This is a genomic window from Carnobacterium sp. GW821-FHT04C06, from assembly GCF_059420345.1.
In genome coordinates, this window is sequence record NZ_JBWKTN010000002.1 from 207,249 (window position 1) to 226,065 (window position 18,817).

The following is an 18,817-nucleotide window of genomic DNA, read 5'->3' on the forward strand; positions in this document are numbered from 1 at the left end:
ATTGGAGGAGATTTTTTTGGCTAAAGGATGTACATTTTATTTTGTTCGTCATGGGAGAACGTTTTTTAATGAATATATGAGGATGCAAGGGTGGTCAGATACGCCGTTAACTAGAGATGGTATATTTGAAGTTAGACAAAGTGCCAGAGGGTTGTCAGAAGTGAAATTTTCTGCTGCTTACTGCAGTGATTTAAGTCGAACGAAAGAAACAACCGAAATTTTTTTAGAAGAGAATTATCATTCAAGAAAATTACCAATTACAGAAATGGCTGAATTTAGAGAAGCTTTTTACGGTAGTTTTGAAGGATTAGATATTGCGGAATCATGGGAAACCATTGCTCACGAATTAGGGTACAAAACTGCCCATGAAATGCGTGAAAAAGCAACACTTGCGGATCGCATGGATGGAACGAAAAAAGCAGATCCAAGACATGATGCTGAGGATTTCTTAACTTTTTGGTTACGTGTAGAAAAAGGCTTGCTTAAACTAATTGATAAGCATCGTGATACTGGAGACCACGTACTCGTTGTTTCTCATGGCAATACGATTCGGAATATGTTGAATGGAATTGTTCCAGAATTAGATGTTCCAACTTCTTTAGATAATGCTAGCATTTCTGTGGTGAATTATCAAAATGGACAATTTCATTTGGAAAGCTTTAACGATACCAGTCACTTTAGATAAGAAAATTGATTACAAGGGAGCTTTTAATTTGGAACCTAATGCATTAGTATTTTTTGATTTAGATGGAACACTTTTAAACCAACATTCACAAGTAAATCCAGAAGTGGCAAGCGCGATTCATCAATTACGTGAAAATGGCAGTATGCCTATTATAGCAACGGGGCGTACGAATATTGAAGTCGATGAAATTATGGAAATGACTGGAATTAATTCAATCGTATCCATGAATGGGCAACACGTGACTTTTGATGGAGAAGAGGTCTATGCGTCTGTTTTAGAAACAGCAGTCTTAGATCGTTTAAAAGAAGCAACCAATGAACGAAATGAAGGCTTGTCGTTTTATTCAAATCGTTTAATTCGTTGTACGAGACACAACGAATTACTAGAAAAAGCGTACAATATGATTCACAGTCCAATTCCACAAATTGACGAATCGATTTATCATCGAGAAGATATTCATATGGCCCTTGTGCTAGCTGAAGCGGGGGATGAGTATTACCATCGTGAGTTTCCAGAACTTTTCTTTATTCGCAATTCGCCCTTTAGTATGGATACAATTGTGAAAGGTGGGTCAAAAGCAAAAGGGATTGAAGCGTTGATAGAGCGATTAAACTTCCAGCATATTCCAACATTTGCTTTTGGAGACGGACGCAATGATTTGGAAATGTTTGGCGCTGTAAAGCATCCGATTGCGATGGGCAATGCGATATCCGATTTAAAAAATGTCGCAGAATTTGTTACGACGAGTAACGTTGAGGGTGGCATTATTACAGGGCTTAAGAAATATGATTTAATATAAAAGCGGAGAGGGTCTGTGAAATTCAAGCACAGCCCTTTTGTTTTCTCCATTTTCATGTTAAAATAAAAAAAGAGAGTTCAAAAGAAGACTTAGTTTGTAAGTTATTCTCCCGCGTCGCTTTAACCCGATGTTCATTGAAAGCAATTTTCAATTTTACTAGGGGGCGTTACGGATTCGACAGGTGTAGGTCGAGCTTGGATTGCGTTTCGTAGGTTACGACTACGTAAAAACGTTACAGTTAAATATAACTGCTAAAAACAATAATAACTCTTACGCTCTAGCTGCCTAAAAACAGTTGACGTAGATCCTCCCGGCATCGCCCATGTGCTCGGGTAAGGGTCCTATAATAAGTGGGATACGCAAAACTTTTCCGTCTGTAAGGTTTTGAAGAGATGATCAGACTAGCGACACATGATGCCTGTCAGGCGGCTAGTGTTCAGCGAAACCTTAATAGCATGACTATGAACGTAGACGTCTAAGTGCCGATATGCTTGGACAGGGGTTCGACTCCCCTCGTCTCCATATTAAGGTTATTTAGAAGATAACCAAAAATAAAAAACTGATAAAAACGATTATTTAAAAACGTTTTTATCAGTTTTTTTGTTTTATAAATTTTTGAATCATACATAGAATGATACGTTAAAATCAGTTTAAGATAATAAAAAAAATTACATTCAAGGTTTCATTTTCTAAATATAGAGGTTACTATTAATTTTTTTTTAGAGAGTTTCATGAAGTGCTATGAAGTTTATCAAGAAAACTTAGACTGAAAATGAAGTTAATTCACAATAAGAGACAGGACTCTAGGCTATTAATAGCCATATCTAATAGTAGATATGGAAGTCAATTTTTTTAGTTGTTTAGATTGAGAATCTGATAAAGAACCCCCATCATTTCTGACAGCGTTAGAAATGGCTAAGTTCATACGACTTAAAATAAAAGGCACCGAAGTTCTTTTTTGTTTTAGCTCTTCAAGATACTCTTCTAATACTTTTTGTAGAAATTTATTTGCGCAGTCTATTTTTAAATCATTTAATAAATCAGTGATAATGTTTTCAGCTTGTTTTCCTCGTTCGTTACCACCAGAAAACCAATTTAATTTACCCATATAAAATCGCTCCTCAACTAGACATTTTTTAATGATTCTTTTACATTCTATTGAAACTAAACTCTATTTATAGTATAGCATAGTTACTAAATTATAAACTAGATTAATCCGTCAATATGCATAGCAGTATGGTTAGATAGTACAGATAATAGTTGGAAGTATTTTTTAGGTTCTTCTCACATAGGAATTACATTGAATAAACTTTCTGGATATATCCATAGTAGTTAACTTGTTTTTATTATAAAAGTTTAGTTATTTATTGTATAGAGAAAATATAGTAAAGAAAAATTAATTCATATCATTTATGATTTTTAATGTTCAAAAAATGGTTGTTAATTATAAGGTTTTTTTGTTATTTAATCCGTCGGTTTAATCAGGTTGGATAGTTCTTTTAAAGTTACTTATTTCATTTTTAAAGCCAGTTATAGTGGATTTTTTTAGAATAGAGAGATTTATATCAAGAGCTTTCATTTGTTATAAATTAAAGAACTTATATAATTAAAATCAAATTAGATAAATTTACATTTAGTTTTTGATAATTAAAAACGAATAGATTCTTAATGTGATGTTTTGTTTTTTTAATAATAAATAGAAATAATCTCATTGACAATAATCGTTATTTATAGATATAATATTTATGAAAACAATTTAAATTATAATGAAAAAGGGGAGATTTATATGTCAGGAGCAATTTCGGTCACACCCGAGCAACTGAAATCACAAGCAAAGGTTTATCAACAAGCATCATCTCAAATTCAAGATGCCATTCGTAAGGTTAATTCAATGAACCAACAAATCGCTCAAGAATGGAAAGGTCAAGCGTTTCAATCTTATTTGGAACAATACAACCAATTAGAAGGAAACGTTAAGAAAATGGAAGAATTATTGATTAGTATCAATGGTCAATTGACTAAATATGCTGATACAGTAGCTCAACGTGACCAACAAGATGCAGGTTCTTTTGGTTTAAATTAATTTTGACAAAATAGCGTCAGTGCAATTCATTGCGCGGGCGTTTTTTCTATTAAGTGAGGGGAGAAGCGAATTGAAAACGAAACTAAAAAAATATCTTCCTATTGTTTTGATTATTGTGAGTAGTGTATTGTTCTTATTTATTCTTTCCTATATAGGTTTTAAAAGTGACAGTATCCAGCAAACGTCTAATGAAAAAGTCACGAAAATGCAATATGTACTCGTAAATGAAGATAAAGGAACACTTTTTGAAGGGAAAAAATATTCTTTAGGAACAGACTTTGTCACATTGATTAATCAAGATACGACAAATCGTTGGGAAACAACAACTAGAGATATTGCGAGTCGAGGAGTTTTGGATGGACAATTTGATGCACAAATTATTATTCCACAAGATTTTTCTGAACGAATCCTTTCGCTACAAAGTATAAATCCTGAAAAAGCTTTAGTAGAGTACCAAGTACGAGAAGGTCAAAATGAGATAACTAACCAAGCAATTCAAGTGAAAGTAAACGATATACTTAAAGATTTCAACCAACGAATTGTTCAAATGTATTTTTCAAGTATTGTAGGCAACCTGTCAGAGGCTCAACAAAATGTTAACCAAATTGTCGGAGTAGAAACGAATCATAAAAATAACTTAGAGAAAAAAGTTTATTTACCTTTTAAAGAGGTTCCAACCAATTTTTCTAGTGTTATTGACACTGCTAGTATCCTAGATGAAGAAAATAAACTATTTACATCAGAACAGGAAGCATTTGTTCTATCTGTGAAACAGTTAATGGAAACCAATAGTGCTGGTTTAGAAGATAATAGCAAATCAACAGGAGAAGTCCAAAAAGCTGTGAACGATTATGCTGATGAGGGGAATGAAAAATTAGAACTCTCTCTCAAACAGTTTAATGAGCAATTTGAGTTACAAAAAGAACAATTAGAAAAGCAATGGCAAAATGATTCAAAAGGTTACAAAAATCAATATGACGGTTTTGATGATCGGATAAAAGATCAGTTGGATTTATTTTTTGCTAAGGGACATGAAGGGTCTGATGATTCAGGTGTCTATGCTAATTTTTTAACAAATGCTTATTCGTTTAAAAAATCACAGAGTAAGAGAATTACAGAATTAACAAACGAAATAGCAGATTTAGAAGAACAAGTAAAAACTTTATCAACTTTAAAAGGAGATATCGCGGAAAAATATTACAATGATAGAGAGGCTAATCCAGATACAGCAACAGAAGATGGAATAAAGCTAGCTATTTCAAAATTACTAACACCTGGAGATAAAAAATCAGAGATAAAAGAAGATGGAGATTATTTAAAGGCTGTCAATAATGAACTTCAACAATTACAAAATGTTGCCTTGCCATCAGCTACTGATTTCCCGATTTTATTACAAACACTTGTGAATAAAGGACTCGTAACACCAAAAGTAAGTGATAAGCTAAGTGCTTCCTACGCTATTGTTACTCAATATGCTCCTGATTTGACTGGTAATGGCAATCAATTTAATTTGTTATCAACTGCTGAAAAAGATGATCTGTCATCAGAGTTTCGTGTAATGAATACAGTAGATGTGAGCTTAAAGCCCGGAAAAAATCAAAAATTACAATTCAAACACACTTTTGATGCTGTGAGTAGTGGGACAGTTGAAGTGACTAATTTAGAAGAGATCAGAGGAAAACTAGAAAAATTAATGAACAAAAATTTATCTGATTCCGATTATACAGCTACGGTAACGATTGAAGGAACTCAATTAAATATAGCCATCATACTTAAGGAAATCGATGAAGAAAATGGTGCTAAAGAAACGCCAAAAGCACCAGCGAATGACCATATTTCTTATCCCTTTGAATCGAAAATAAAATGGGTCTACCCTAATGACAATAGTACTACCGAATATTTTCAATGTAATTATTCTTGGACCTTAGATAAATTTATAACAACGGGACAGTTGGCTGGTTACATCGATAAAGATCAACCTTTAAAACAAGACTTACCTGAAATCTTTAGTCTTTTTACGCTCTTAACATCAACGGCTGATAAATTAACAACCATTTATGCGGATCCAACAAACTTAGATATCGTTCATTTTTCTGAGTACGTTACAAGTCATCCAGATAAATCATTTAATGAGCTAGCTACTCCAAATTCTGTTTATTGGCTTTATAATAACGTAACGGATTCTAAAATGATCTCACAAATTTCAGACTCCCTTTATGAGAAGTATAAGTCAAATGGTAATGAGTTATACACCGATGTTGAAGAACAAATTAAGCAATTAAAAGCGACAATTGGTACGCAAGACGATAAAAATGAAAACGAAACCGCTACTTTATACGGTACGTTAAATCTTATGACGGTTCCAGAAATGATGTTACAGGAAGCCTCTTTATTAGGTTCTTGGTTTGATACGGCGAATAAAGAAATCGACGCAGCTTACAATTCGTGGACTGAAACTGAAAAAGTAGCAGCAGAATCCGTTATCACTGACACGAACGCACATCCTGAAAAAAACGATACTACTGGAATAAACGCTGAGACAGAAAATTTAGTGAAAAGCATTCAAGCATTAGCCAATAGTTCAAAAGAAACGGCTACAACTACAGGAGAGTCAGCTGCAAAAGTTAAAGATGTAGGACCTATTATCCAGTCATTAAAAGAATCTACAAACAAGGTTCAGACTAATGCAAACACTATTTTAACTAGTTTAGATAAGACCGTTGTTGAAGTACACGAAACAACAAAAGAGAACAATAAGTATGCGGAATCTTTTGATAAAGTTCTTTCTAATACTAGAGATGGAGGAACAGACAATTCAACCGTGTTCAACTTTCTTTCAAACCCGATTCAAGAAAAAGGCGATTTTGGAAAAACAAGGCAAAATTCGTTAATCCCATATTATGCAACGCTTATAGCTTCTTTTATTATTATCTTAGTGGCGATTGCAATGCAAAAATACATGAGAAGAAGAATTGCTACTAAGACTGATTTACTAATAAATCCTTCAAGAGCTTGGTACAATACGTCGAATATGGTTGTGATCTTGCTTAGTAGTGTTGCTCTATCATTTACATTTGCACTTAATTTAAGTCTCGTTGTTGGAATAGACTCAAAAATAGCATGGTTTAGTTATGCCTTCTTAGTTTTATTTGCAGGTCTATTGATTACACTTGGCTGTATGAGACAGTTCCGATTACTGACCCTTTATCTATGCGGTGGACTATTAGGTTTATTTTTAATGCTGACTCCGTTACTAGGAGTTGTAACGAAAACAGGTTCCTTTACAAATATAGTGTACCGACTTTCACCATTGCAAAACATTCAAAATGGATTCACAGCGCTATTAAATGGAGGAAGTATTGGTTGGGTAAGTTATATGATTCTAGCGATAGTAGCAATTGTTGGAATTCTATTAAATTTTTGGGTGAAACCAGATGATAGAAAAATGAGTGCATGATTCTTTCTATTATTGATATGAGGAGAAAAGAGATGCAAAGTAGACAAATTATTGATTTTAAAACTATTTTAAAAGGGATGATGTTCCTTGCCTTGTTTATGTTCTTACAAAGCGTCCCTAGCTATGCAGCTGCGGGAGATCTAAAAATAAATAATCAAGTGATTTATGAAAAAAATGCAGAAAGCCAAAAAAATGCTGCTACTTTTACAATTAATCAATTGTTTATGACGGATATGTCGAAAAAAGATCAGCAATTAAACAAAGAACAAACAGAAATAATTGCAAGTGCTCAAAAAGAATTGTTTTTAAAAAAGACACCAAAAGAACAGACGATTGAACAACACGTAACGCCTATCCTTTTTTCAAAAGATTATACCTTAAACGATCATCTTGATTCTGATGAATTGAAAATAGGAAAAGAAAATCATGTTGTTTTTATTCTAGGTGGTATTGTGGGCGGATGCGTTGTTCTTGGCTTAGGAATCTTATTAGGTCGCTCATTTCCATCATGGGTAAAAAAAGGATAGAAAGGCGGAAATTTTATGAGAAAAGACACCTCTATTAGTATTGGACTACATGTGGGCAAACAAATTATCGATTTACAAATTCCGATAAAAGTATCTGTAAATCGTTTAAAAGAATTATTGAAGGAATCACTGGAGTTGGCAAATATTTTTTTGCCGGATTCATTTGAGTTAGAAATAATAAATAAATCCATTCAATTAAAAGAAGAAGTCATCCTTGCTAATTATGCACTAGGTGACGGAGATCAATTGCTTGTTAAAGAAACTATGGGAAAGTAAAGGGGCGTAAAACGTGAGTGAAGTAAAAGATATATCGGAAAAAATAGACATTCAAATTCAAAAAGATAAGGTACTTGTTACATTACAAGCCAATCAATACCGCTTGTCAGAGCTGGATCAATTTCAGCATGTTCTTCAAAAAAAGAATACTCTTTTGGCAGGAGAAATTATAGAGAAAACAGAGGAACAATTAATTCTTTCTTATAAAAAAGATCCATATGCAGTCACTATTGAAGAAACAGTAAAAAAATTGACGCCAGTTAATCGATTGCTCTTAGCACAAAAAATACGTTTTATAGAGTCCTTTAATCAGACAACTATCCAACCGTTTATTCATCCAAGCAATATTTTTCTTTTTGGTGAAGAGCTACTGATTGCTCATCGAGGATTTATGAATAGTGTTGTGCCACACGTAACAACTGAAGAAGGTTTTTTAAAACAGTATCGGGCTCTAATTCTTTTTATTCTTCACCCTAAATTAGATTATGAACGACTGATTGAAGGCGCTGGAACGTTACAAGATCCACTTTCTAAATCAATTCAATCTGCCCTTTCGATAGAAGAAATTGATCAAAAGATTAGCGAGCAAGTAGTTATTCAAAAAATGAAACAAGATCACTTAAACAAAATGGTCAATAAAAAAAGCTATTCTTTATTTAAATGGGGAAGTCTGGTTTTATTTGTAGCAACGCTTATTTTAGGCTTTTTTGTGGGAGATTTTGCATTGAAAAAAGTTCCCACCCAAGAACGAATTATTACAGCAGAATCTAATTATATTGCGAACGATTATGCAGAAGTATTAAACACTCTTAAGGAGGATACACCTGAAACACTGCCTAAAAGTGCCCAATATGTTTACGCAGTAAGTTCGATACAATTAGATAACTTATCCAATGAACAAAAAGAGATGATTTTAAACAATGTGTCTCAAAAATCAAATGAAAATACATTGCTCTATTGGATCTATATCGGCAAAGGTTCATTTGAAAAAGCTCTTGATATTGCACAAAATGTGGGAGACAACCAATTTATTTTACACGCATACACTAAATTGTATGAAGCAACAAAACTAGACACAAAAATGAACGGTGAAAAGAAACAAGAATTACTGACTAAATATGAAGAAGCGATTGCTAAGTATATGAAACTATTAGGAGGAACACCGGATGATTCTGAAAACGAATAACATAGTGAATGATTCAATTGTTCCTATTGATGATCAAATGAAGGCTAATCCAACTACGCTTTTTGAGGTGTTTTATTTTGGAGAGAGGTTTTCTCATTATCAGCTAACAACAGCTAACCCGGAATTAGTGATTGATGGACATGTAGTCGTTTATGACGGTCAGGAAATTTTAATTGACGATCAACCGTATGAAAAAACAAATGACAACTTTATTGTAATGAAGCCAAACGAGTATCAAACGATTGTTACAAATAAACCTAAAAAAGATTTTACAATTTCTTCGATGTCTTCATCAGCGATAAGCTTAGAAACTGCAGCCTTTGTTTCGGTCACAGTTAAAAATAAAATGCCGCAATACAATGTAGCGATATACGCAAATAAGGAAAAAATCTATTTTAATGGAAAGTTAGTTGAAAAAGGATCCTTTGACTTTGTTACTGGAAATCAGTTAGTAATGGATAAACTAATTATAGAAGTTCGGGAAAATCAATTAAAGCTAACAACTTTAGGAACGGAGTTCACATTGAATCCCTTTGAACTCATTGAACAAAGCTACAAACCTGAATACCCATCTGAATTTCCATTATTCAGACGAAGCCCTCGCATCCACTTAAAAGAACCAAAAATGGATGTAGAGGTAATGTCTCCTACCCCAAAAGAAAAAGAAGGAAAAAATGAATTAGTAAGAACCCTTGTCCCTCCTTTGGGAATGGTGGTTTTAAGTGGCGCTACAAGCTTTTTAAGTGGTGGGAATCCAATTATGATGCTAAGTATGGGGGGAGCTAGTTTATTAACGGCAGGTTTTTCGGTATCTAGCTATTTTACCAATAAGAAAGAAACAAAAGAGAAAAACCAACAAAGCGAAAGCTCTTATAAACAGTATCTCATCCAGAAGAAGGGCGATGTTTCCCTTTTACAGCAAGAGCAAGAGCACGCACTTACGTATATGTACCCATCAATGAATGACCTTGCCTTAATGGCTAAAGATTATGAAGCACGAATTTATGAACGAATGACAACCAACGAAGATTTTTTAAAAGTTCATGTTGGAACTGGAGAAATTCAATCAAGCTTTGCTGTAAAGTATCAACCAAATGAAGAGAGTGAATTGAGTTCGCTAGCAGAAAAAGAACTCGTTTGGCCGTACCAACAATTAGAATCAGCTCCGATTGTGATCCCTTTAATGGATCAAACAGTTGGGCTAGCAGGAAATTATCCAGTATTACGAACAGCGATCCAAACGCTATTATTTCAAATTTCAATGCTGCATTCGTATCGAGATGTTGAATTTGTGACATTGGTTCCAGAAAATGATTATGATCTTAACTGGCATGCTTGGAGATGGTTACCGCATCTGAAAATTCGCAGCTTAAATTTAAGAGGAATTATCCATAACGCTCAAACCCGAGATATGGTGCTCAACTCCTTTTACCAAATTTTAACAAAAAGAAGACAAGAACTAAAAGAAGCTGGCAATGAAAAGGTACGGTTCCAGCCTCATTATGTGTTCTCTATTTTAGAAGAAAGCTGGTTATCAGGACATGGACTAAATGAATTTTTAGCAGAAGATATGAGTCCATATGGTGTGACGGTGATTTGGGGGAAAGATGCGTTACCAATGCTCCCAGAAACAACGACAACTTTAATTGATTATCAAAGCAGTGAATCAGCAATTTTGATTAACCAAAACAATGAATATGTGAATCAATCCTTTGTACCGACCCATTTACCTACCGCTTATCCAATTGAAGAAGCACTGCAGCGGTTAGCGAATTTACATCATGTTGAGGTAGAAAAAAATGCTGTTCCTGAAAGTCTAGATTTATTAGAACAGTATGAAGTGAAAAGAATTGAAGAATTAAAGATTAAAAATCGTTGGTTAGATGCTGAACCAAACAAATCTATTCGCTCATTAATTGGATGGCGAGGGAAATCAGATTTTGTATATTGGGATCTACATGAACGAGCGCATGGACCACATGCATTAGTTGGAGGAACAACAGGTTCAGGGAAATCAGAATTTTTAACAACTTATCTAATTGGTTTAGCAATTAATTTTTCACCAGAAGATATTGGAATGTTGATTATTGACTGGAAAGGTGGCGGAATTGCCAATACCTTAGATAAATTACCGCATTTTATGGGGGCAATCACAAATTTAGATGGCGCAGGAACTGCTAGAGCTTTAGCGAGTATCAAGGCAGAATTAAATAAAAGACAAAGAGAGTTTGCTAAATATGGTGTGAATAATATCAATGGTTATATGAGTTTATACAAGCAAAGAAATACACCAAAACCAGATGTCGTTTATCCTAATAAACCACTCCCACATTTAATTTTAGTCTCAGATGAATTTGCGGAATTAAAGGCGAATGTTCCAGAATTCTTAGATGAATTAACATCTGTTGCTCGGATTGGTCGTTCCTTAGGTGTTCATTTAATTTTGGCTACCCAAAAACCATCGGGTGTGGTTAACGATCAAATTGAAGCAAATAGTACTAGTAAAATTGCACTAAAAATGGCAAGTGTTCAAGATTCTAATGAGCTTTTAAAAACACCAGATGCTGCTCAAATTACGAATCCTGGTAGAGGGTATCTTAAAGTTGGAGAAAATGAAGTATATGAACTTTTCCAAAGTGGTTATGCAGGGGTTCTTTATGATCCAGATCAGACTATGGAAGAAGTTGTAGATGAACGTATTTTTAAAATTAATGATTTAGGTCAAACAGAGTTACTTTATGATCCAGATGAAGATATTGTGCAAGGAAAAGATACAAGTGATTTGCCAACACAATTAGAAGCTGTGATTGAAACGATAGAACAAATTTTTGAACAATCAGAGTTTACCATTCCTGATAAACCTTGGCTACCTAATCTTAGTGAACAAATAGCAACACCGACTATTGAAGAAGCAGAACAAAGAAATGTAACGATTCCACTTGGTTTGTTAGATATCCCATCTGAACAAGCGCAAAAAATTTACCATTATAATTTAGAAAAAGCAAGTCATACCGCTATATTTTCAAGTCCTGGTTATGGTAAATCAACACTGTTACAAACATTAATCATGAATTTAGCACATCAAAATACACCAGAACAAGTCCAATTAAACTTATTGGATTTTGGGAACAACGGATTGTTGCCATTAAAAGATTTACCACATGTAGCAGATATTGTCACGCTAGAAGAAGATGAAAAACTACAAAAAATGTTAGATAGAATTTCTGGATTGTTGGCTGAACGAAAAGGTTCCTTTAAAAAAAATGGTGTTGCTAGTATTATGCAGTATGAAGCAAAAACGGATTCGAAGTTACCAATCATTGTGAATGTTTTAGATGGGTATGATGGATTGAGCTTAGAAGATAATCGAAAAGATAAAATTGACGAAGTGTTACTTCAATTATTAAGAGATGGTGCAAGCTTAGGCGTTTATTTAATTTTAACTGCTAGCCGTTCAGGTAGTATTCGTATGAATATGATGAGTAACATTGCAACTAAAATTGCGCTATACTTAAATGATGAAACGGAGTTAAGCACATTACTGGGGAGAGAGACTCTTGCTCCACAGGCAATTAATGGTCGAGGACAAGTCATGTTGGATACGCCAACAGCAGTTCAATTCTATTTACCGATTCAAGGAGAAGACAGTTCTGATCTATTGGAAAATCTTGAAAAAGAAGTCACTCGAATGAATAATGATTGGACTGGGAAACGTCCTGAGAAGATACCGATGGTTCCAGAAGAATTAACCATTCAAAATTTTAATTCATTTGTAAAAGAAATAGATGCCGATAATTTATACCTTGGATTAAATAAATTATCTTCATTAGTAGAAAAGTTTCCACTATTCCAAGGAAAGAGTTTAGGTATATTTACCGCATCGAATAAACAATTTAGGTTGATGATGCCATGGTTTATGCAACTAATCAGTGCTTGGAAAGAAGAGAATGACGTCATTTTAATTGACGCAGCCGGAACATTAGAGGAAAATTCAACGAATGTATCAACTTATATTGATCGAATGAAAGTCACGCAAAAAAACTTTGAACTGAAAGAATCGTTAGAAGTAATGTTGTTAAATAATTCAAGCCCAAGAGTCGTAATAATAAATGGTGTTGCAGAATTAGTTGATAAGCTTTTCTTAAATCCAGAGGAAGTCGCTTTTCTTTTAAATGGTGGCAATGATCATTTGCAACTTATATTTATAGATAGCTTATCCAAAGTTGGGAATACCTATGGTGGCTTGACGAATATGGTGAAAGAAAGTGTGTATCAAATTCTATTTGGTGGTAGCTTACAAAATCAACTATTTATAGAGAATTTACCGTATACGCAAAAAAATGTAGTGGTTCCTCGAAATGTTCTTCATAGTTTGAAGGATGACGTTTTTGAAGATATTGTTGTACCAATGGAGGTAGGAGAATGAAAGAAAAAATAAACACTCCCTTTTTGCCTCTAGGGAGTATTTTACAATTAGAAGAACCTGAAGATAGCCAAATGCTTTATTTAGTAGTTGCCAGAGCAATTGCCAAAAATGAAATGGATGAAATTTTTTCAAGATATAAAGTTGCGCCTCATCCATTTGGTGACGTACCTAGTCAAGAAGTATTCACGATTAGCGCTGACCAAATTGCTGAAGTTATTTTTGAAGGATATTCCGATCAAAAAGATCAAGAATTTTTAGATGATTTGTTACTAAAAATGGCTAATGGTCCTATAGTTGTTCCAGAAGCACCAGAGCCAGAAGAGATTCAAGAACCTGAACCAATCATTGATGAAACTGAACAATTACAAAAAGATCCATTTTATAAATTCAGAGAGTAAGGAGAGAGAGTATGGAGAAGGTAGCATCGAATCAAGGAGCGGCCCAAGATGCAGTTTCTGGAATTAGTAAAGTATCTGTTAAAAGCGGAGAGCCATGTTCCATAGGAAGAAGTAACATTTCTAGTATGAAACAGGGAGCCAAAGTAAGTAATCAGATTTTATCCGATTTATCGAAATTAGTCAGCTGTGTGAATGAACAAGCCAATAAATTTCCTAAACTTGCGGCAGTTATTGCGTCTCGTGACAGTCAGACTAGATTTAAGTAGAGAGGAGAACTTATGGCACAAGATAAAAATGAGAAGTTAAGATCTGAGTACACTCAAAAAATTGTTGAGAAAGAACGTCAAATTGACGATTTAAATAGAGATAAACGTCAGATTCAAGAAGTAGTTGAATCATTAGAAACGGAGCTAACTCGAAACTTTAGACAGCTACAAGAATTAAATGAAGAATTAATAAAAGAGGGAAGTTCTTCTGCTCGCTGGGAACAAGAAGAACTTAACGGAAAGAAAAAGCATTTCGGACAATTTTTTAAAGAACAAAAGCAAGAATTGACTGAAATGTATACAAAAACAGCAGAACAGCTAAATGAAGAACGCTCAAAAATCCAGAAAGAAAGGAATGAAGTCTCATGGGATTAGTCTATTCAAGCGGAGACTCTTCGAATTTACTGAGTTCGTTATCTAGTAATTTAGGGACGGCGAAGAGTACGGTGAATGAATTAAAATCAGGCAGTCAACGGTTGACTGCCGCAGTGGATGGACGTACACTGTCAGGTGCAGCGTACAATGCAGGGAAAGGGTTATTTTCAGAACTCATTCTTCCAACCATTAATCGTGTAACTGCATCTATGGATGGGATACAAAATGATTTAGTAAAATACGAAGGAGCAAATAAAGAGATTTCAAAAGAAGGTTATCTGAATGAAGATAATTTAAAGTTACAAATTCAACTCATGAAAGCCTCTAAATCAGCCTTAACGGCATCAGCGGATACATTCAAAAACCTAGCAACAGTGAGTCCAATACCAGGATTGAAGGATATGTTAAACCATGCTCAAGAACGGTTGAATCGGATGGCCAATAGTATGCAAGATGACATTGACAAGTTACAGAAAAAAATCAAAAAGTTACATGATTTTTCTAGTCAGACGAATGGACTTTTTAGTAATAGTTTAAATGAGTTGAGTATTGCGATGCAAGGAGTTCTTGTGTTGAGCGGAACCGTTGTAAATAGTGATGGCTCGTATTCATTACCAAGTGGAACGGATAAAAGTTGGTTTACGAGTAAAAAAAATGAGTCGGCAATGAAAAACTCACCAACCTATGCTGTAGCAAATATGCCAAAAAATATGACGCCAAAAGAGACAGAAAACTGGTTGACCGAGAACCTTAAAAAATTTGGACCAGATTTTTTAGATTATTTAAAAGATGGGCATGAGCTTGCAGAAGCTGGTATAAGCTTTAGAAATGGACGGACATTTTTAAACGGAATAGCAATCTCACAAGACGCACTAGGGCGTTTGAAATGGGGAGATAGATTCCTTTTCAAACCAACACAAAATGGTGGTCATACTTATAATTGGGGGAAAAATCTGAAGAATAAGTCAGGAATCGATTTGGCAGATTTTCATTATTCTAGACTACCCAATGGAGGAATTAATTATGCAGAACTAAAAGCAGCGGGGGTTAAAGGATTCAAAGATGCAGTTAATCCCGCCAATGATTTTAAAGGTTGGGGGGATGCTTCAAAAGTTAGTAAGTTTGGAAAAGGGCTGGGAATTCTTGGAACAGGATTAACGATAGGAAATAATTTTGCGGATAATATAGATTTATCTGATGGACTTGGAGTAGGAGAAACAATAGACTTTGTGACAGATACTGCGATTGATATTGGATCGGGTGCGGGAGCTTCCGCAGTTGGTGCTGCAGTTGGTTCATTTTTCTTGCCCCCATTGGGTACAGTAATAGGTGCAGCGACAGGTGTGTTTATTAACGAACGGCTAAATAATTGGAAATATGGTAATCCGCCAAAAAGCACTGTAGACCATGTTAAGGATGGAGTTAAGAAAATTACCAAAGGACTTGGAGATATGTTTAGTGGTCTTAATTGGGGATTGGGAGGTTAATTATATGAAAGTAAATAATAAAAATAAATCTCCAAAGGAAATGAATAAAGAATACTTTAAATCATTTGTAGCTACTAGAGGAAGTATCAGCTCGCTATATATATCTTGGGCGGGGTTAGTCATTGCTCTTCTTTGTTTGATTATAACTTGGAATATTGCAGTATGGAGTTATCAAATAAGTCCAATGAAAAGTATAATGAATATTATAATTTTATGTATAGTAATTTTCATGGGATTAACGCTTTTCATGGTTAGTTTTAGAGTTACAAGAAGATTTTTGGTTCTGCATCAGGACTTTGCAGCTATATGGCTTACAATTTTTTCAATTATGCTTACATTTATTTTAATGTTCTTAGGTTATACTATGACACAAGGGAGTAATGGAAATGAATTTAGATATGAATCTAAATTATCATTGATTGTTCTGTTACTATTTGTCCTAACATATTTAAGTTCTCTCTTTTATAATTTTTATTGGTTAAAAAAACAATTAAAAATTGGCTTTTCAGAGACACGTACAACTGCTAATTATTTTGCACAATCTAAGGTTTACGAATCAAAATCACTATGGATAATCTTTGGATTTTCAATGCTAGGAGCCCTTTTTACGGGGAATTTAGCGCGAGTATTTGGGTTGGTATTTGGTATGTTTTTAGGAACTGTTTTTTCTAGACTAACGATAGAACTTGCTTACTCTGCATTTCTACTAATTACAGACAAAGAATATTGGGTTAATTATATTGATAAACCAGAAAAACCATGGAAAGAAATCGTAAAGATTCGTTTAAAAAAGACATCAACATACGTGGTTTTAGGTGTTCTACTGATGATTGCTATGGTTGAGGTAGAAGATAGATACAAGTTGCCTAAAGGCCTGCAGATTACGTTCTCATATGTTCTTATGGTAATCCTAATCTTTTATGTGGTGGCTTTCGTAATTTGGATTATAAAAAAAGTGAGGGGAAAGCGCGATAGAAAATAGAAATAGTCCAGAATCATTAAATAAAAAATACTTTATTTCTTTAGCGAATACCAGGGGTTCAGTAGGAATGTTGCGTATACAATCAATGTGTTTATTTGTTTTATCAATTATAGGATTGATACCAGGAATGGAAATTCACTCCTGGTATCACAACATAATAAGTACGATATTATATAGAATGTTGAAATTTTATGTAGTTTACGCTACGGTACTGAACTTATGCCTTTTTCTAGTTCCTCAAAAAAGTATATATAAGCATCAGATAGTGACTTCTATATTATTATTTTTTACTTTATTAACTGAGTTAATTATTTTGGTAGCACTCTCGTTTATGATTAGTAATGGAACATCGACTGGTTATAAGTCGAATATTACTGATTTTAACGCAATTTATTCAACTATTTATTTAATTATAATTGGAATAGTTGTTCTATTAACTACTTGTTATAATATTTTTTGGATCAAAAAGGAAATAAGTGAAGGTTTTTCTAAACAAAGAGCTGATGCTAATTATTTTGCTTTTTCTAAAGCATTTAACTCTAATTCAATTTGGATTATTTTTGGAGTAGTCAGTGTTGTTGGAATAATTTTTACGAATTCTTTATTTGTTTTAGGGCTCGTACTTGGCTTGATTTTTGTACTAGCCTTTCCAAGATTACTTATAGAGAGTGGCTACCTAATTTATTTGAAAATTATAGATAAGGATTATTGGGAAGAAAATAGAGAACAAAAGTCCATTTCTTTCAATGGTCAAAAAAAAATCAATGTATGTTTTAATAGGTTTTTTTATAATAATAGTTATGGTTCAAATAGATGAGAAATATAAACTGTCTAGAACAACAAAAAATATATTTGGAGTTATTGTAAGCATAATTTTAATTGGATTTACAGTAATTTTTATACAGTGGATTATAAAAAAAGTGAAGAATAAAAAAACTGGAGGAATAAAAAAATGAAGCTAAAGACAAAACAACTTAGCTTAAATAATGTTATTGGATTCAATGCAATACTTGATTCTGATAAGGATATATTTGACCAGGTTGCCAAAATGGGTAAACAGTTCAAAGATTTATTAATTCAAAATGGATACTATTCAGATGTACCTATTATCTTTGAGTATAATCCATTCGACAAGGAGAAAGACATAACCATTTTGTCAGCTGTTGGTAATAAAATAAATATTGTTGGTGAAAATAAGTCACAGTTCTTTTATAAGGAACATTTAGATTTTACTACAAATTATTTTTATCGTCATTATGACCAAGAAATAGCCATACCTTATGACAAACTCAAGGGAAAAGTTGAAGAGGATGAAGGTATTTTATTAACAATTTATCATGTTCTTCTTGATCTAGATGGTGACATTGTTATTGATCTATATTGTGAGGTAGACAAACTATGAAGTTGTTACCGAAAGTTTTTACAGAGGAAAAAATCGGCTTTCAAAATGTTGTAAGTAAGCGGAGCACATTTTATTATTCTGAAATGGAAAAGAATTATCAAGATTTTGTCTCAGGTATTACTGCTGAAGGCTATAGTTTGAAAGGACCATATTTTTATAGTATTAATAATGTTCCAACAGATGAAATGGTAGATATCGAAATGTTTTTTCCGATTATTGAAGATACCTTTGAGATCAAGGATTATCAATTTTCTTCGTATTTTGAAATCAACCAATTAGTAAAAACAATAATTGTTGAAGATTTTGATATTAAAACAGAACAAGCTTATGCAGAATTATTAGCTACTTTAGAAGGAAATAATTTAAATGTCGCAACACCGTTTTATCATGTGTTTCCTAAAAATGGAAGCGAATATGTTAACCTGTATCTCGGTTATTATACAGATTCAAATTACTAATAGATAAATG

At 33.5% G+C, this 18,817-nt stretch carries 17 protein-coding genes and 1 other RNA gene; 17 read left to right on the forward strand and 1 reads right to left on the reverse strand.

Annotated elements, in window-relative coordinates; genetic code table 11:
* Positions 1-16: 16 nt before the first annotated feature.
* The 3 genes from AC07SW_RS04310 (at position 17) to ssrA (ending at position 2,009) form a co-directional block, all read left to right on the forward strand.
* Complete coding sequence (locus AC07SW_RS04310) at positions 17-685, forward strand: histidine phosphatase family protein (RefSeq protein WP_034571224.1); 669 nt, start codon at positions 17-19, stop codon at positions 683-685.
* Complete coding sequence (locus tag AC07SW_RS04315) at positions 636-1,484, forward strand: Cof-type HAD-IIB family hydrolase (RefSeq protein ID WP_238328259.1); 849 nt, start codon at positions 636-638, stop codon at positions 1,482-1,484. Before AC07SW_RS04310 ends, AC07SW_RS04315 begins: the two co-directional genes overlap by 50 nt.
* Positions 1,485-1,643: 159 nt before the next feature.
* Positions 1,644-2,009: a transfer-messenger RNA gene (gene ssrA / locus AC07SW_RS04320) on the forward strand.
* A 286-nt stretch (positions 2,010-2,295) separates the two neighbouring features.
* Here the strand turns inward: ssrA and AC07SW_RS04325 are convergent.
* Positions 2,296-2,592, reverse strand: a complete 297-nt coding sequence (locus AC07SW_RS04325) for a bacteriocin immunity protein (protein ID WP_135022534.1) — start codon at positions 2,590-2,592, stop codon at positions 2,296-2,298.
* Positions 2,593-3,270: 678 nt separating this feature from the next.
* On the opposite strand from AC07SW_RS04325, the gene AC07SW_RS04330 reads away from it, so the two are divergent.
* From AC07SW_RS04330 to AC07SW_RS04395, 14 genes are all read left to right on the forward strand, one after another.
* Complete coding sequence (locus AC07SW_RS04330; RefSeq protein WP_135022535.1) at positions 3,271-3,567, forward strand: WXG100 family type VII secretion target; 297 nt, start codon at positions 3,271-3,273, stop codon at positions 3,565-3,567.
* Between the two features lie 70 nt (positions 3,568-3,637).
* A complete protein-coding gene (gene esaA, locus AC07SW_RS04335) occupies positions 3,638-7,024 on the forward strand; it encodes a type VII secretion protein EsaA (protein WP_463685158.1) in 3,387 nt (1,128 codons plus the stop codon).
* 32 nt (positions 7,025-7,056) lie between these two features.
* Entirely contained in the window at positions 7,057-7,551 is a 495-nt protein-coding gene (gene essA, locus AC07SW_RS04340) for a type VII secretion protein EssA (RefSeq protein ID WP_135022537.1), read from the forward strand.
* 15 nt (positions 7,552-7,566) lie between these two features.
* Positions 7,567-7,827 (forward strand): type VII secretion protein, YukD family, encoded by a 261-nt coding sequence (locus tag AC07SW_RS04345; protein ID WP_135022538.1) that lies wholly within the window; start codon positions 7,567-7,569, stop codon positions 7,825-7,827.
* Between the two features lie 13 nt (positions 7,828-7,840).
* Entirely contained in the window at positions 7,841-9,013 is a 1,173-nt protein-coding gene (gene essB, locus AC07SW_RS04350; protein WP_135022539.1) for a type VII secretion protein EssB, read from the forward strand.
* A complete protein-coding gene (essC, locus tag AC07SW_RS04355; RefSeq protein ID WP_463685159.1) occupies positions 8,994-13,439 on the forward strand; it encodes a type VII secretion protein EssC in 4,446 nt (1,481 codons plus the stop codon). The genes essB and essC overlap by 20 nt, the downstream gene beginning before the upstream one ends.
* Positions 13,436-13,837, forward strand: coding sequence for a DUF4176 domain-containing protein (locus AC07SW_RS04360; protein WP_135022541.1), 402 nt, complete (start codon positions 13,436-13,438; stop codon positions 13,835-13,837). The genes essC and AC07SW_RS04360 overlap by 4 nt, the downstream gene beginning before the upstream one ends.
* Positions 13,838-13,848: 11 nt before the next feature.
* Positions 13,849-14,103, forward strand: coding sequence for a hypothetical protein (locus tag AC07SW_RS04365; RefSeq protein WP_311908186.1), 255 nt, complete (start codon positions 13,849-13,851; stop codon positions 14,101-14,103).
* Between the two features lie 12 nt (positions 14,104-14,115).
* Complete coding sequence (locus tag AC07SW_RS04370) at positions 14,116-14,478, forward strand: hypothetical protein (RefSeq protein WP_135022543.1); 363 nt, start codon at positions 14,116-14,118, stop codon at positions 14,476-14,478.
* Positions 14,469-15,965, forward strand: coding sequence for a T7SS effector LXG polymorphic toxin (locus AC07SW_RS04375; RefSeq protein WP_463685160.1), 1,497 nt, complete (start codon positions 14,469-14,471; stop codon positions 15,963-15,965). Before AC07SW_RS04370 ends, AC07SW_RS04375 begins: the two co-directional genes overlap by 10 nt.
* 4 nt (positions 15,966-15,969) lie before the next feature.
* Positions 15,970-16,947, forward strand: a complete 978-nt coding sequence (locus AC07SW_RS04380; protein WP_463685161.1) for a hypothetical protein — start codon at positions 15,970-15,972, stop codon at positions 16,945-16,947.
* 331 nt (positions 16,948-17,278) lie between these two features.
* Positions 17,279-17,764: a hypothetical protein gene (locus AC07SW_RS04385; protein ID WP_463685162.1), complete on the forward strand. Its 486-nt coding sequence runs from the start codon at positions 17,279-17,281 to the stop codon at positions 17,762-17,764.
* 135 nt (positions 17,765-17,899) lie between these two features.
* Positions 17,900-18,349 (forward strand): hypothetical protein, encoded by a 450-nt coding sequence (locus AC07SW_RS04390; RefSeq protein WP_463685163.1) that lies wholly within the window; start codon positions 17,900-17,902, stop codon positions 18,347-18,349.
* Positions 18,346-18,807 carry a DUF5085 family protein gene (locus AC07SW_RS04395; protein WP_463685164.1) on the forward strand — a complete coding sequence of 154 codons (462 nt, stop codon included), beginning with the start codon at positions 18,346-18,348 and terminating at the stop codon, positions 18,805-18,807. Before AC07SW_RS04390 ends, AC07SW_RS04395 begins: the two co-directional genes overlap by 4 nt.
* Positions 18,808-18,817 lie beyond the last annotated feature (10 nt).